The 16021-nt window shown below is 66.8% G+C and carries 13 protein-coding genes and 2 tRNA genes; 2 read left to right on the forward strand and 13 right to left on the reverse strand.

The window, feature by feature from the left end:
* Window positions 1-374 precede the first annotated feature (374 nt).
* The 9 genes from ABZ552_RS33345 to ABZ552_RS33385 form a co-directional block, all read right to left on the reverse strand.
* Entirely contained in the window at window positions 375-1235 is an 861-nt protein-coding gene (locus tag ABZ552_RS33345; protein WP_281875013.1) for a hypothetical protein, read from the reverse strand.
* Window positions 1236-1318: 83 nt separating this feature from the next.
* Window positions 1319-3730 (reverse strand): hypothetical protein, encoded by a 2412-nt coding sequence (locus ABZ552_RS33350; RefSeq protein WP_281875014.1) that lies wholly within the window; start codon window positions 3728-3730, stop codon window positions 1319-1321.
* A gap of 47 nt (window positions 3731-3777) precedes the next feature.
* Window positions 3778-6303: an ATP-binding protein gene (locus tag ABZ552_RS33355; RefSeq protein WP_281875015.1), complete on the reverse strand. Its 2526-nt coding sequence runs from the start codon at window positions 6301-6303 to the stop codon at window positions 3778-3780.
* Window positions 6303-6848 carry a hypothetical protein gene (locus tag ABZ552_RS33360; protein ID WP_281875016.1) on the reverse strand — a complete coding sequence of 182 codons (546 nt, stop codon included), beginning with the start codon at window positions 6846-6848 and terminating at the stop codon, window positions 6303-6305. Before ABZ552_RS33360 ends, ABZ552_RS33355 begins: the two co-directional genes overlap by 1 nt.
* Window positions 6845-7105 (reverse strand): hypothetical protein, encoded by a 261-nt coding sequence (locus ABZ552_RS33365; RefSeq protein ID WP_039796594.1) that lies wholly within the window; start codon window positions 7103-7105, stop codon window positions 6845-6847. The genes ABZ552_RS33360 and ABZ552_RS33365 overlap by 4 nt, the downstream gene beginning before the upstream one ends.
* A 16-nt stretch (window positions 7106-7121) precedes the next feature.
* On the reverse strand, window positions 7122-8126 hold the full coding sequence (locus tag ABZ552_RS33370; RefSeq protein WP_281875017.1) for a conjugal transfer protein: 1005 nt from the start codon (window positions 8124-8126) through the stop codon (window positions 7122-7124).
* A gap of 67 nt (window positions 8127-8193) precedes the next feature.
* Entirely contained in the window at window positions 8194-9318 is a 1125-nt protein-coding gene (locus ABZ552_RS33375) for a GAF domain-containing protein (RefSeq protein WP_281875018.1), read from the reverse strand.
* A 377-nt stretch (window positions 9319-9695) separates the two neighbouring features.
* On the reverse strand, window positions 9696-10589 hold the full coding sequence (locus tag ABZ552_RS33380; RefSeq protein ID WP_281916866.1) for an ROK family protein: 894 nt from the start codon (window positions 10587-10589) through the stop codon (window positions 9696-9698).
* A gap of 50 nt (window positions 10590-10639) precedes the next feature.
* Entirely contained in the window at window positions 10640-10972 is a 333-nt protein-coding gene (locus tag ABZ552_RS33385; RefSeq protein ID WP_281875020.1) for a hypothetical protein, read from the reverse strand.
* Between the two features lie 387 nt (window positions 10973-11359).
* On the opposite strand from ABZ552_RS33385, the gene ABZ552_RS33390 reads away from it, so the two are divergent.
* Window positions 11360-12082, forward strand: coding sequence for a MerR family transcriptional regulator (locus ABZ552_RS33390; protein WP_281916865.1), 723 nt, complete (start codon window positions 11360-11362; stop codon window positions 12080-12082).
* Between the two features lie 398 nt (window positions 12083-12480).
* Here ABZ552_RS33390 and ABZ552_RS33395 read toward each other — a convergent pair.
* Together ABZ552_RS33395 and ABZ552_RS33400 are read right to left on the reverse strand one after the other, a co-directional pair.
* Window positions 12481-12557, reverse strand: a tRNA-Pro gene (locus tag ABZ552_RS33395).
* Window positions 12558-12606: 49 nt separating this feature from the next.
* Window positions 12607-12680, reverse strand: a tRNA-Gly gene (locus ABZ552_RS33400).
* 1039 nt (window positions 12681-13719) lie between these two features.
* Here ABZ552_RS33400 and ABZ552_RS33405 point away from each other — a divergent pair.
* Window positions 13720-14670 (forward strand): GGDEF domain-containing protein, encoded by a 951-nt coding sequence (locus tag ABZ552_RS33405; protein ID WP_063025067.1) that lies wholly within the window; start codon window positions 13720-13722, stop codon window positions 14668-14670.
* 27 nt (window positions 14671-14697) lie between these two features.
* Here ABZ552_RS33405 and ABZ552_RS33410 read toward each other — a convergent pair whose 3' ends face one another.
* Together ABZ552_RS33410 and ABZ552_RS33415 are read right to left on the reverse strand one after the other, a co-directional pair.
* Window positions 14698-15510 (reverse strand): DNA-formamidopyrimidine glycosylase family protein, encoded by an 813-nt coding sequence (locus ABZ552_RS33410; RefSeq protein ID WP_357441864.1) that lies wholly within the window; start codon window positions 15508-15510, stop codon window positions 14698-14700.
* A gap of 23 nt (window positions 15511-15533) precedes the next feature.
* Entirely contained in the window at window positions 15534-16007 is a 474-nt protein-coding gene (locus tag ABZ552_RS33415) for a ribose-5-phosphate isomerase (protein WP_159842340.1), read from the reverse strand.
* Between the last annotated feature and the right edge of the window lie 14 nt (window positions 16008-16021).

Genomic DNA, 16021 nt, shown 5'->3' on the forward strand with positions numbered 1-16021 from the left:
CCACCACACCACCCGGACCACCCGGCACCGGCCCACCAGGCACACCCACACCAGGCTGACCCGGCACACCACCCGGCTGACCCGCCTGACCAGGCGCCGCCGCACCCGGCACGGTCGGACTACCAGGCACCCCAGCCGAACCCGGAACCCCGGCGTCACCGCCACCATTCGGCTGACCGGATCCTGGCTGACCTGCTCCGGGAGGCTGCCCCGTCCCGGGAGAAGGACTGCCGGGCGATCCCGGCACCCCACCCTGCCGCGGCCGCTGCTGATCGGGCCGGTTGGACCACGGCGTCACCGGTACCGGCGGCGCCTCGGCATCCTCGCCGGCTTCTATCTGGGGCTCTACCTCTGTTGGCGGCATCGCTTACTCATCACATCCCGCTGCCGAGTACTCGTTTCACCCGCACGTCGTTCACGCTCGGGATGCTCAGTTCGACGAATTCACCGGTCGTCGCATCGGTGGTGACGAGCCGCGTGTCACTGACCGCGATGCCGACCTGGGTCGGCGCGTTGTTTCGGTAATTCCAGAACACCAGATCGCCGGGCGATACCGCGACGGGATCCACTCGCTGGCCGCACGCGGCCTGTGCCGCAATGGTGTTCGGCAACACGACTACCGATGCTTCGCCGAGCTGTCCGCATGCCCGCCGCGCCGGAACGCTCGGCTGAACCGCGCCGTCCCCAACCGACGGCTGCGCCACCGCCGCCTCGGTAGTCGCGCATCGACCCGTTATCTGCGCGGCCGATGCCTGGTAGATCACAGATCTGGTGAACTCCGTGGCGCCGGCTCGGCTACCGGAGCCGGTGCCGGCCCCGCTCGCCGTCAGCTGTGCCAGAGCGAGCTGACGCGCACACTCCACACCGATGCCCCCGTTGACGTACAGCAAGGCAGGATCCTGGCGTGGCGCGTACTTCATCGCCGTGGCGCAGGCACGATCCCAATCGGAGGCGTGGGTGTCGTCCGGTGCGATGGTCAGCTCGGCGTACGGATTCGTGGTGGGAGTGGAGGTCGTTCCACCCACCGGTGCGCTCTTCGCGGTCGGCCGCGCCGCTGTCGTCGCGCGGCTGGGGGTCACTGTCTGCGAGGGGTCGGGCCCCACCGCACTGTCGCACTGATAGTGCAGGTCGGAGGCGATCGCCGACGTCGCGCCGCCGATGACCACTAGCAAAACCATCATCGACACGAGCAGGACGCCCACGCCCCCCAGCACTACCCATACCCAGATCGGCATGAGTACGAGCGTTAGAAGACGACCGATCATCGCGTGCCTCTCTGTGATATCTGCCCCACTGTCTTGCCCTTATCGAGGGATGATCAGCGGCCGCGCGGGTTCCTGAGGGGATTCAGGATCCGGTCCGGGATGTCGGGCAGCGGATTCGCCGCGGGGTCCGGCTGCGGGAGCGAGACAGCACCGGTGATATTGCGGCCCGCCTGCCATTGGTCGGTCTGGGCAGCTTTGTCGATTTCGGAACGCAGTCTTCGAATCCGATCGAAGTCCTGTGGATTCTCGGCGACCCAGTTGGTGGCCGCCTGGATCCGCAGCGCATGCTCGTTCGCGATCCACTGCCTCAACCTGTCCGCATCGTTCTGAGAGAGGTCCTGGCCATTGACCCGCAGCCGCGCGGCTGACGCGTCCCTGATCGGCCCCGATGCATGGGCCTGCAACGCATCAATCCATTCTCTGGTCGGATTGTCGATGTAATCCCTGCCGAGCTGGGCCAGTTCATCCGAAATTCGCACACCGCCCTGGTAATCACCTCGATACCGATCGACGCTGGCCTCCAACCCGTGGAACCTGGCCATCATCATTCTCGGATTCGTATGGAAGTCCCGCTCGAAGTGCTTGTGCGCCGCGACGACCCGGCCGAGGTGCTTCGATGCGAGCGGCTCGTCGTCCGCGTGCCGGATGATATCCGCGCGCGCGATCGTCGCCCGTTGTCCTCGAGTCCAACCGATACCGGCCATACGGAGGGCGTACTGCACGCTGCCCATCATGCCTGTCATATGCGCGACATTCTCCGCGGCGTAGGCGGCAGACCTTTCACTATTCCGGCGCGACCCGGACCTGGTTATCCCCTCCCGGGCATAATTGGCAGCAGCCACACGATCGTATGCCGAGGCGTGCGCGGCCTCCCTCAGGTCGCGAGTCCTCAGGCCCCTCGCTTTGTTCCTCTTGTCGATCTGGTCTACCCGGGAGAAAGGATTGAGGGGATTGAGGCGGCCACCGGCCATCCACGCCGTGACCGGCGAGCTGTTGATGGTGCTGATCGCGCCGAGCATGGCGAGCGGGGTCATCGAGTTGGCCGCGCCCGAGTTGCCCATGCCCAAACCCATACCCAATGGGGCGCCGCCAGCGGCACCCTGCGCCGTTCCGGGGTTCTGGATCGCCGCGCCGATGCGGTGGGTCACCCAATCGTTGGCCTCGTCGATATTCCTGCTCAGACGCCGCACCTGGACGATGGCGACGATCTCGACGCCCGCCCCGATCACGAACACCACCATGATCTGACCGTTCGCCGCTCGGAACAGACTGCCCAGCAACAGCTCGTAGATGCCGAGGCCGATGACGAAAAAGGCCATTTTCCCACCGGCGATGAAGCCGTGTACCACACAACGCACGGTGAATGTCTGCGTGGGACCGTAGATGTAGCCCCCGGCGGCGAACCCGAAGATCGACGCGAACCCGTAGTAGATGAGGTCGAGCGCGGCCCACATGATCTTGAAGGACAGGTACGCGGCGAAGGCCAGGAGAATGAGCGCGCACAGCAACAGCAGCAGTCCGGCTCCGATCTGACCGACGCTCGGATCCCCCATCGCGGCATACGCGGCGCTGTCACCGCACGACTTCATCCCGTTCCGCACCCGGTCTTCGCTGCCCGCCGCCATGCCGGCGGACCACGCAGCCCGGCAAGAAGGGTTGTTGTCCACTACGTGCCCGGTATTCCAGACCTGCAACCCGAGCCGGATGATATTGGTTGCCATGGTCGCTTGCAGCGTGCCGACCAACTGGTCCGGATTCGGGTTGTTGTCCCCGTTCAGACCCGCCGCGACCGAAAGCCCCACGTTACGGCCTTGCACCAGCACGCCGTGGTCGGACAACGCCTCCGCAAGCGGGTTGGTCAGGAAGAACACGCCCGCGATCGCGAAGGCAATCATCGTCACGACCTGTGCAACGGCCTTCGCGTATAAGGCGCGAACGATGAAATAGCCCACGAAGAACGCACCGATCGCAAGCGCCGTCGACGCCAGCAGCGGCGTCGCGATCTGCGCCGTCAGGTTGCGGGCCATCGCTTGCAGCGGCGCGCTGATCAGATTCAGCCACTGGAAGTCCAGCGCCTTGCCAGGCAGCCAGACCCCGGTGATCGTCAAGAGTTGCCATACCGCGAACAGCGGCATGAGGATGATCCACAGCGCGAAATTCCCGATGTTCAGCACTCCGCCGCGATCGACCACCAACATGTAGCTCGACACATTGACGCCATAGGAGTCCTTGACATTCATCCAGCTCGTCGCGCTGTTGGGAGCGGCCCCTTGGGTCGCTGTGCCTGTCTGCGCAATGGACACCGCGTGGACGAGGCCCGGGAAGACGAACAGCACGAAGAGGGCCACGACGATCCACGCGATTCGCCTACGACGGCGCGACGCGGCGATCCAAGCGCGGAATCGCCGGAACACCATCTGCGGTCGCCAACGGTCGGCGTCCCAGAACTGCGGTTCCCAAGGCATCCCGAAAGACTGTTCGGTGCGAATTCTGGAGCCGAGTATCGCTCTCATCAGCGTCCCAATCGCTCGGGCAGGGCCGAACGCGCATTGTTGACGCTGGTCGGCGTACTGGTGATCGCCGCGGCTCGGTCCGGCCGCGCCGGACCGAGCACCTTGCCGCGGCCGATGCGGTTCAGCGCGTCACGCATGAACATCTCGCCACGACGCTCCTCGGGAATCTGACGACCCGGACCGATGGGAGGCGAGGTCTCCTCGCGGAGAATCTGCAAGAGGAACGGGGCTTCCTCCAGATCGACGCCCAGCCACTCCAAGCTGTTGCGCGCCAACGTCTCGTCGCGCTGCCGGAAGACGAATCGGTTCGGGATCAGGTTGTGGGCCGCGCCCTGGAAGTCGGTGGCCGGGTCGTGCGAGGCCAGCCCGATCGCGGCCAGGTGCTTACGGCCGTCGCGGCTGAAATCCGAGGTGACCGCCGAGCCGACCTGCGTCTGCGTGAAGTGGTGCGCCTCGTCGCCGACCAGCAGGCCGAACCTGCCGTTGTCGGAGAGAAACGCCTCTCGCGCCGCCACGCCGACCAGTTCGTACAGCGCCGTGCCGAGCCGCTTCGTCAGCGGCAACCGGTTGTACAGGTGCGGCGTGGTGAGTTCCTCGGCACTCGGCAGTTGCAGATTGTGACTGCGGACGACGGTCGCGGCGGCGTCGAGGCGCAGCGGTCGCAACTTGGGGTCGAACAGCACCGGCACCCGCTCCACCACGGTGCCGAGTCGCGCCGCGAGATCGGCGTACTCCTCGCCGCGCTCGGGATGCTCCCGTAACCGGCGCACCACTTGGTATAGATCGAGCAGGCTCTTGATCTTGTGCTCGGCCATGCCTCTGGGTGACAGCAGATTGCTCGCCGCGGCGCCCGCGCCGGAGGTCGGCGACAGATCCAGCAGCGGAAGGATCGAGTCCAGCGCGCGTTCACCCGCAATCCGCGGGTTGAACAAACGCAACGGATCCAGCGACACCGTGGGATTGGCCAAGTCGATGATGACCGCGTCGTCGATCGACCGCGCGAAGTGCTCCCACTCACCGACCTGACTGCGGTCGATGGCGAGGAACTGCCCGCCCATGTCGTGGACGAGCACCGCCATCAGTTTCAGGAAATACGACTTGCCCGAGCCGAGTTCGCCGGTCACGGCGAACGAGGCGGACAGATCGTGCAGCGCGGCCTCCATGATGCCGAAGTGGATCGGCTCGAAATGGCCCGACAGCAGGTTGACACCGATCACCGGCCCGCTGTCGTCGCCGATCTGGCTGGTGGTGAACGGCACGAAACCGGCCCACATGTCCGAGGGAAGGATATGGGCGAAGTCGTCGAAGGCACGCCGCGGTGGGCTGCCGGGAATCAGCATCGACCACAGGTCGACCTGCGCGCCGACCGGGGCGGTCATGTCGACCTGGAACCGCTTGTAGCGCCGCTTGAGCGTGTTGACCGCGTCCATGGTGGCGTCCCGCGTCGGTCCGCCGATGGCGATGACCGTGGTGAACGAGACCTCCGATTCCCCGCCGTTGACCTCGAAGTGCTGGTTGTACTCGCCGAGCATGCGGGCTTTCGAGGCCAACGTGTTCTGTGCGAACGAGACCTCCTGGTCCCGCTGATCCATCTGCTCGCCGAGCCTGCGCAAACTGAGTTCGTTGTTCTTCAACACCTGTTCGGCGGGCTTGGTCGAGATCCGCATGCCCCAGTCGACGGTGACGTCGCCGAGACCCTCGAGCACGTTGAGGAACTCGCTGCCGCCGGGAAAGGTCATGCCCGCGTAGGGGAAGGAGTGCGGCGTCAGCATCGCCTGGTAGGACGGGCGGTACTCGAAATCCGGCTGTACCACCTTGATGACGGGAACGAACGAGGGACGGATACGCCGATTGCTGTCGGCCTGTGCTCCCTCGTCGAGCGCGGCGGAGCGGAACACCGCCGCCGTCGCGTCGTCCAGTGCGCCCGCACGCGTGGGCGCCACCGGGTCCCCTGCGGCGCCGCGCGAGAGATAGTGCTCCCACAGCCATTGGAACAGGGCCGCCGGCACCGGAGCCGGATCGAAGTCACCGCCGATCCTGGACAGGATCTCGTTCGCCTTCTCGTCGTATTCGTCCAGGTCGGCGCGCGAGATCGCGGTCGCATCGATCGTGGGGGTGCTGCCACGCCACAGGCGCGACAGCGCGGACATGCTGGAGTTGCTGGCTCCGACCGGGATCGACAACAGGAAGATGCGGGTCTGCGGCATGATCGCGTGCACGCGTTCGTAGGAGGCCACCACCTCGTCGGCGTAGTCCTCGCACTCGTCCAGGTCGACACCCTCCACCATCTTGGTGAGCACGTCGATCGTGTTCAGCCGCGCCTGGATGCCCAGCAACAGCGATCCGCTCGGCAAATTGGTGACCAGCGCGTGATGCGCCATCTTCACGTCGTACTTGTCACCGGCCTTGCGCAAGCCGTAGCCGAGCGGGTTGATGAAGTAGGTCGCGGTGACCAGACCCGAATGGGTGAATTGAAGATTGCCGCGAATCGCCGCGGTGGGCTGTAGATCTCGTCCGAGTGCCATCAGGGGCGTCCTCCGGAGGCTGTGCCGTTGCTGTCGCCGTTGTCGTTGCCGTTCAGTCGCCGCCACAGGTCGGTGGCCTTACCGCCTCCACTCACCACCTCGAGCAGGCGGATGCCGGATTTCGGCTCGGCGGCCACCGCTGCGCCCGGGCGATCGGGCAGAAGGAGGACCACGGTCTCCTCGATGAACATGGTGTGGCGCACGGAGTCACTGGTGATCGGCATCCCCGAGGCCGACACCGGCTTGCGGTACACGATGAGCCTGCTGAGCCAGAAAGCTCGCGAGAGCATCCGGACGCCCGTGTACGGCACGAGCCCGAGCACGAAGACCGCCAGGATGGTGATTGCCAGACCCGTGATGAAAGTGACGGCCGGGTTCAGCGGCAACGCCATCGCGCCCACCGACGTCACCGACATCATCGCCACGGCGGCGGCGACCTGCGGCAGGGTGTAGGGGCCGAACGGCAGCTTCTGCCCGTTCTGCGCCTTGCCGATCATCGTGGGCACACGTTTGATCGGCGTGAACACCTTGATCACTTGGGTCATCGATAGCCACCGATGGGGTGATCAGGAACGATGAGGTTCGCGTCCGTTCGCGCGTAATTGATGGTCGTGGGCAGAATCCAGATCACCACCCCGGCCATCAACCCCGATCCGAAGACGACGATGATCCGCGCCGGCGACAGCCTGGATTTCGCCGCCTCGGAGATCACCACACCGATCGTGACGATGGCGATGATGATCATCCCACCCCATCGGACAAAGATCAGAATGCCATAGAGGATGTTGCTCAGATTACCCATCGGGCTGCCTCTCGGATCAGTTCTGTGTCGCCGGCGGAATCGTCACCGACGGCGAGGAAGACGAGGTGGAGGTGGGCGGCGCTCCGCCGCGCGAATCCTGACCGACGACCACCGCCAGCGGACTCGCCAAGGCGGGAATCGGATCGATGGACACCACTTGCCACTGGCCCGCGTTGCGAATCATGGTGAGCGGGTAGGCCAGTGTCGAGGTGGCGCCCGTGTCGGCTTTGGGGTTGACGGTGGCCAGCACTTGGGCCTTCGCACCACCGGAGCCGCAGCTCGAATCGTCCGTGGTGAGCGAGGTCAGCTCGACGGCGGTGAATGGCGGCGGCTTCAGCGCGGCCAGCCCGGCATCCGGGGTGGTGTAGCGCGCCACATCGCCATTCCCGGCCAGCATGGCACTCAGGAAGCCCGCGGCTACCTGCCCGAGGGGCGTATCCGGTGCGCAAGGCGCGCCATAGGCGAGTTTGAGGTCGACGCCCTTGCCGGGCGGCTGGACCACCGCCGGCGTCGACAGCGCGCGCAACCGCCCGTCGGAGAACGAGACCGCGACACGATAGAACTGACGCTGGTCGGACGGAGCGGCGGTCGCGGCTTTGCCGACTCGGACCGACACGGTCACCGACCAGACCTCGAGCCCGCCCGCCGCGAGCGCACGCGAGACATAGACGACCGACGGGTCGGAGACGTGGCGCGCGGACGACGGCAGCGTGATCTGCTGATTGGAGCCGACGAATTCGCCGAGCCGATCCTGCTGTCCCGCAGTGGCGGTCAGATAGGTGACGACGAACTGCTCGGCGAAAGACCCGGCCAATTGCGCATGCCCGACAATAGCCGTCGTCGAATCATCCGACGGCGCGGGCGGACCCGAATCGAAGACGCTGAGAATCGCGTGGCCGCCACCGAGTACGGCGAGTACCGCGAGCACGGCGACTACGATGTTGTCGCGACGGCGGCGGGCGGCCATCCGGCGAAGCAGTGCCTCACCCGAATCTGCCGGTCCCCGAACCACTGTCCTCACTCCCGAAATGGTAGAGAGCACAGGCGTTCTTAACCGGCCGGTAGTTCCCAGTCGTGGGAATCAATCGTCAGCAGGCCGGGCTGCTTTTCATCCGCCCCGCAAGCCAATGCCGCAATTGTTCGTCATAGCCGATCGGCGCGCTGCGCTGCCGCGGTTCCAGGACCTGACGATGGGTTTCCAGCAGCGGAACGTCGTCGGCGACCCGGACCAGCTGAGCGATCGCCAGCTGTCTGCTGGAGTACCCGGGATAGGGATAGAGGAGCAACGAGGTGGGCGTGTAGCCACCGCCGTAGTTGAGTACTCGCAACGTCACGCCGCAACTGTCGCCCGACCGCAGCCGATCGCCGAGTTCCGCCAGCTTGGGACGGTCTTCCGGATGGAAGACGTCGACGGGCCGGAAGAGATAGTCCCACCGCACCCACGGCGCGGGGTCCGTCAGCCAGTGCGAGATGCTGGTGTGCTCGAGCTGGACCACGGCCAGATGCGTACCCGCCCGGCGATGCGCCTCACGCAATCCGATGCGCTCCAAGGTGGGCCACGCCGCGGGCGCGTTCTCCGAGGTCACATCCTCGATCAGCCACCACGCACCGCGCGTGCGCTCGTCGTCGCGGGCCCGGATGGTGATCCGCCACTGGGCCGGGCGTCCGAATCCGTGCACCACGGTGGTGTCGAACTGCATCCGCTCACCGGGCTTGGGGTCGTAGAGGAGATCGAGGACCTCCGCGTGCCGATCGAAGCTCGAGACCCGGTGGAACAGTTCCGCGATCGACATCCGAGGGACGTACTGTTCGACGGTGCTGCCGGACAGTCGCGTGATACCGCTGGGCTGCTGGATCGTCTGACTGCTCAGGTCCCAGATGGCGCCCACCGCGGGGCGCGGCGCGGCAACGCGCTCGGATGCCGGTCCGAGCCACAGTCGGACCGCGTGCACGTCGCCGGCCGGGCCGAAGATCGGGCGGATGAGTAGCTGGTGCCGTCCCGCGCGCGTCTGAATGGCCAGATCGACATCCTGCGCCTGGTCGTGCGCGGTATGGATCGCCTCGGTCAGGCCCGCGGTCGTCAGCTTGTCGTACAACGCGGGCGTTTTGGACAGCGTCCGCTGCAACACCCGCTGCCAGCTCGCGAACTCACGCGGTGCGTCCCCCACCGAGGCCACGGACATGCCGTCCGGCGCCAACGTCTCGATCGTCACCCAAGGAATCACTGCGCCACTTCGCTTCGCACTTGCCCGACCAGCCGTTCCTCCGGGTCCGCCTCAACCCGGATGAGACATCTTGTGACTCAGGCAATGTACCGTTATTTAGCGGCTCAATCAACCCGTGAGAGAACCGTCCGTTCTCATGAAGTCTCCGTCATGTTCATGGGACACACGCAGGCGTGTTCATTTTGTTCACGTTAAGTTCGGCCGAGGCCCCCTCATACCGGCGCGCAACGCGACGGCACATCCGCCGCAAACCAGCGCACAAGATCAACAGCAGCCGCCATCCGAGGCCCGTAGCATTCTCGTGGCTAGTTTGGCCCGCAACCGGAACCCTTTCTCGCCCAGGGCTTGTGCCGCAGCGCGAAAGATCAGGCGTTCCTTCCAGCCAGCGCCAGCACACCTGCACCCAAGACCGTCGCGATGTCCCCGAGCTGCGAAGGAATCACGCGCAATCCGGGCAGGAAGCTCAGCCTGGCGTGCGTGGCGACGGCTTCGCCCAGCGGTTTCCACAACACGGGTCCGGCTCCGGCGAGCGAGCCGCCGAGCACCACGAGGTCGATATCGAGCAATGCCGCCACCGAGGCGATCGCCCGGCCGAGCGCCGTGCCCGCCCGCCCGAGCGCCGCGGCCGGTATGTCCTCGCCCACGCGCGCGGCATCCAGCAATTCCGGCACCGACGTGCCCGCCCAGCCCTGCTCCCGCGCCCAGCGCACCACGGCCAAGCCGCCGGCGACCGCCTCCAGACATCCGCGGCCGCCACAGGAGCACCGATCGTCGAAGCCGGGAACCAGGACATGACCTACGTGCCCCGCGTTGCCGGTACGCCCCACCAAGCTGAAGCCGCCAACCACGACCCCGCCGGTGATGCGATCGGAGACCCCGATCGCCAGGCTGTCCATCACTCCGCTCGTCGCGCCGAAACCTCGCTCCGCCAACGCCAGGCAGACGCCGTCCAGCGCGAGCGGAACCTGCGCGTCCGGGAACAGCTTCCGCGCGGCTTGCACGATCCCGAAACCCGCTCGCCACTCCGGAACATCGGCGGGAGCGATCACCCCGGCCGCCATGTCGATCGGCCCGGCCGAAGCGATGCCGAGGGCGGTGACCTGGTCACCGCCCGCGACCTCGAGCAGCAGCTCCTGGCATCGGTCCCAGGCGCCCGTCGCCGGGATCGGGATCCTGCGGATGTCGTCGGTGTCGACATCGTCGGCGACCCTGGTCGCGGCGAAGCCCGACGACGCGATCTCCAATGCCAGCACTGTCATGAGTTACACACCACCGAAGGACTCGACGCGAAAAGGTGCACGCAGCATAGTCACAGACCGTCGGTGCCGGTCGGTTTCAGCGGTTGCCCGAGCACGATGTGCCGACGGGGCGCGGGGAGAGTGGAGACGGTGCGCAGCGGACGCGGTCCGGTACGGATGATCCGCATGGGGCGCTTGTGGTCGATCGGCGCGGCGCGGTGGCGGTCCAGGTTCTCGATGACGCCGCCGGAGTTGTCATAGGCGACGCCGGCCCAGATCATCGCGCGGGGGCCGTCACCGCGGGAGGTCAGCGCCTGCGCCAGCTGTTGGCACTGCACGAGCAAGGGGCAACTCTGGCAGGTGCGCACCGCTGCTCGCCAGGCATCCGGATTCCCGGTGTCCATGTCCCAGTTGTCGGGGACGTCGGCGCACGGGGGCCGCTGGTTCGACTTTGCCGGAATCGACGAGACCTTTGCTGACGCAATGGATCCCGTGTCCATCGGAAGGGTTCGCGTAATGCTCATAGCCATCTCCGGGGATGCCGAGCACACACCTCTGGCAGGTGCGTGGCCCATGGATCGGACGGTCATCAGGGCTGCTCAACAGTCCCCGGAACCCAGCCGCGATAAGCTGGTCTACGCACGGTAGCCCACTGTTGCCCAGCACACAACCTCTTGTGCCGCTATGTAACGGCTCGTTGACCTTGAAGCAACACCCAGCTACCGTCTTTAACGGCACGTTATGAAACGGACCGTTTTCCACGGGGGCCCGACTATGGTTTCCTTTTAAACATGGCTGCAGACTCTGAATTCACGATCGACGAACTGGCACGGGCAGCCGACACCACCGTGCGCAGCGTCCGCGTGTACCACGAGCGAGGGCTCCTGCCCTCGCCGGAGGTGCGCGGGCGGATCGGGTATTACGGGTCGGACCACCTCAACCGGCTGCAAACGATCAGCCGCCTGCTGGGGCGTGGCATGAAGCTGAACGGGATCAGGGAGCTGCTCGAGGCCTGGGACCGCGGCGACGGACTCGCCGATGTACTCGGCGTCAAGAACGCGAACGCAGCCGAACCGGATCCGGAAGCCACCACCGAGCCACAGGACAGCTACGCCGAGTTGCCGGACTACGCGAAGCAAGCGCTGGCCTCCAGCGAAGACCCGCTCGAGGCGTACCGGGTCACCAATCCGCGGTGCTGCGATCTGGCCACCCGGCTCTCCGACACCGGGCTGCCGATGCAAGACACATTCCAATTGGTCGAGCGACTGCGCGCGGACTGCGATCGCATCGCCGACCGCTTCGCCACCGAACTGTTCTACCGTCTCGCCGGGCAGACCTACGAAGAATCCGCACGAACCCCCCGCGATCGCACGAAGCTGGAGACCGATCTGGCGATCGCCCGGTTGATCGTCACGCGGGCCACGTCGGAGCTGATCGACCAGGCGTTCGCCCGGCACTCCGAGCTGCCGCCGCCCACGGTGGCCTCCAGCCCGCAGATGCAAGCCGAGCAGTGACGGCACGGCCTAGAACCGACCGTTCTCCTATTTCCATCCGGCACTGTCCGATACTTAGGTAGACAAATCCGTTCGGCTCTTTCGAGCGGTGCACCGACAGTGCCGGAGCGAAAATCCGGTGCGCCTGCCTTTTGCGCATCGAACACGGCTCCCCGCGAACCCGTGCGCACACCCGGGCTTGACCAGTGCCGAAGAGTTGCCAGGAGGTGCCCGGCGGCGGCTTCCCGGGACCGGAGCGGTGAACCCACACTCCCGCGGCGGCGCGAGCATCCGCGCCTCCACAGAGGCGAAACCTACTGGGATACGCAGGTATACCGATGCGCCGAACGAAGACGGCGGAGTGACGCGACCACCCCGGCGTCGAACGAGATTCGATCCCGAACCAGCCCCCCGAACGATGGTCGGGGTGACAGGATTTGAACCTGCGACCCTCCGCTCCCAAAGCGGATGCGCTACCAAGCTGCGCTACACCCCGTGGCCCTCGCGGCGGCCGGGGCGGGCCGCCGACGAGGATGAATACTCCGTGGAGCGGGTGACGGGAATCGAACCCGCACCATCAGCTTGGAAGGCTGAGGTTCTACCATTGAACTACACCCGCAGGCATACGACACCGATGGGATCGCCACGATGTCGTGTGCGATCCGACTGTACCGAACCCGGCTTCCGAAACGCCAATCAGCCCCCCGCGCAGCGCGATCTCGCAGGTTGCCCGACGGAGCGCTCCGGGGTTGCCGCGCCCAGTGTCGCACGACGGGTCCACCGGAGCCCGGCGGCGCGCTCACACGAAATTTTAAAGGCTGTTTTTCATTGAAACTCTGGCGTGTCGGATTCCGGTGGGCGAAACTCGAATGACACACCTGTCACCCCAGGAACTTCGCTCGAGGGAATTCCGATGAGGACCGCACGACTCGCCGTTACGGCCGACCCGCTCGGCATGTCGCCGAGCCACGGCCGATGGACCCGGAGGGAGTCGATGCGGTGCGCTCCGGGAGCGAGTCCCTCGCATGGTCCCCCGGCCGATCGCGCCCCGACTCCGCCTCCGGAGGCGCCTGCGCTCCCGCGACCCGGCCGGACGCTCATCGCCCACCCGGGCGGGCCGTGCTCCGACATCCCGCCCGCGAGCGGTGGCCTACCGGAGCCGCGCCGCCGCGGGCGGATAGCGAGTAGGCGCCTGCCACCGGAACGCTCGGCACCATCATCCGGAACTCGACAGGGAAGACAAGGACGTCGCGTGCGAGAACAGATCCTCGTGAAGCGGGCGGCACTGGGCCGGTCCGGGCCGTCCCCGCGACTCGCGCACCACTCGCCGCTCACTTCGTACCGCGTGTCGCCAGCGCGTCGCGGCGCGATTTTGCGGCAAACCGGAATCGGGTGTAACACCAACGCGACGGGAACGATCACATACCCGATCGCCATTCGCCTGGCATCGAGAACACGTTGCAAATCGCCACTTTTCGATGCCGAGTGGCTTGCTAGGATCCTTTTTGCCGGACGGGGGTATCTGGAAAGGGGGCGGTGAGCGTGCGCCGAACCAGGTGGACACAACCGCGTAGCAGTGGGAACGATCAGGGTGACGCCGGCACCTGTGCGCGTACAGGGCACCCGGGTACCGACGTCGCTCACACCGGGTGAGTCCGATGTCGGCCGATATCGAGCCCCCGGTAGCCGCCATGGCCCGCGCCTGGGCCCGTGCGGTCTGCGCCGAGCCCGGGTCGGGCGCGGCGCCCCAGCAGTTGGAACCCGTGCTGATCGAGATCGTCGAGCGCCTGCTGACGCTAGCCAGGTCGGAGCCGTTCCCGGTGCCCGAAGCGCGGATGCTCGGGGCCCGGCTCGCCGAGGCGCCATTCGACCGGATCCGGATGCTGGCACAGGCCACGCGCTGGCTGCTCGGTTTCCCGTCCGGCGCGCCCGGTTCGCTGGTGGCCACCCGCTGGCCGTTCATCGCCAGTCAGGCCATCGACAGTTACGCCCAGGCGCTGCAGGAGCGCGCTCTGGCGCAACAGGAGCAAAACCTGTCGGCCAAGGTGTCGCTGCGGGTGCAGGAGATCGCCGCGTTGCAGCACCGGCTGCGCCACGAGGCCACCCACGACGCGCTCACCGACCTGGCCAATAGGACGCTGCTGCAGGACAAGGTCCGCCTGATGGCCACCGACCCGACCCGCGGCGTCGGGCTGCTGCTGATCGACCTGGACCGGTTCAAGCAGATCAACGACGGATACGGCCATGCGATCGGCGACGAGGTGCTGGTCGAACTGGCCGGCCGGTTGCGCGAAGCCTGCCCGCCGGACACGGTGATCTGCCGGTACGGCGGCGACGAATTCGTGCTCGCGACCAATCCGCACCACAACAACCTCGGTGATCTCGCGCACCGGATCGTGGCCGCACTGCGTGACCCGGTCTGGTCGTCGGCGGGGCCGGTACCCGTGTCGGCCAGCGTCGGGACCGCCTACAACCCGCCGGGCAGCCCGCTGGATTTCACCGATCTGCTCCGCCGCGCCGACCGGGCGATGTACTCGGCGAAGACGGCCGGTGGCCGCCGCTTCGCCCTCGCGGACGAGCCGGACATCGACACCGCCGTCGCCGGCTGACCGGACCGCCGCACGGCGGCGGTACGGTCAGCCGGGTTGGCAGCTGGGGCACCAGAACAGATTCCTGGCCTGCATCACCTGGTGGGCGATCGGCGTTCCGCACAGCCGGCACGGGGCGCCCTGGCGGCGGTAGACGTAGGTGCGCGGACGATCCGGGGCATAGGAGGGCTCGCCGTGATCGTGTTCGGGTCGCACCACGACCATCTTCCCGACGCGCACGCCCACCCGCATCAGCGCGACGAGATCAGCCCACATGTCGGCCCATTCACCCGCGGACAGATCCGTTCCGGGACGATGCGGCGAGATCTCATGCCGGAACAGCAGTTCCGCCCGATAGACGTTACCGACCCCGGCGACCACCTGCTGGTCCATCAGCAGCGCACCGATCGGCCTGCGGGAACGACGGATACGCTGCCACGCCCGGTCCGGATCGGCGCCGCGCCGCAGCGGATCCGGGCCCAGCCGGTCGGTGAGCGCGGCGACCTCCGGCGGCAGCAGGATCTCGCACGCGGTGGGTCCGCGCAGGTCGGTGCCGAAGCCCGGCTGTCCGTCCGGCCCGCCGAACATGCGCATCCGCACCTGCCCGACCGGCTCCCCCATCGGCAGCGCGGACTCGGTGAACGTGCCGTACAAACCCAGATGCACGTGCACGACCAGGCCCGAGTCGTAGTGATGCAGCAGGTGTTTGCCCCACGCCTCGGATTTCGTCAGCACCTGCCCGTCCACCCGGGCCGCGCCCGCGGCGAACTTGCCCTGCGGGCTCGACACGCGCACCACACCGCCCGCGAGCCGACGATGATGCAGCCGCGCGAGACGGTGCAGTGTATGTCCCTCCGGCACAGCCGGTTACAACCTCCGTGCGCTCAGTACGCGGGAACCGCCGGGGCGATGCCGGTCTTCTCGTACTCTGCCAGGATGTCGATGCGCCGCTGGTGGCGCTCCTCGTCCGACCACGGGGTGGACACGAACGCGTCCACGATGGCCAGCGCCTCCTCGGTCGAGTGCATGCGGCCGCCGATGCCGATCAGCTGCGCGTTGTTGTGCTCGCGGGCCAGCTTCGCGGTCTCCACGCTCCAGGCCAGCGCGCAGCGGGCGCCGGGCACCTTGTTGGCGGCGATCTGCTCGCCGTTGCCGCTGCCGCCGAACACCAGACCGAGGCTGCCGGGGTCGGCGACCGTCCGGCGGGCCGCCTCGATGCAGAAGGCGGGGTAGTCGTCGAGCGCGTCGTACTCGAGCGCGCCGCAGTCGACGACCTCGTGGCCCGCCTGCTCGAGATGGGCCTTGACGTGATTCTTCAGTTCGAAACCGGCATGGTCGGCACCCAGGTAAACGCGCATGGCAGGCATTGTGT

Source organism: Nocardia sp. NPDC019219 (genome assembly GCF_040632645.1).
Lineage (GTDB): Bacteria > Actinomycetota > Actinomycetes > Mycobacteriales > Mycobacteriaceae > Nocardia > Nocardia sputorum.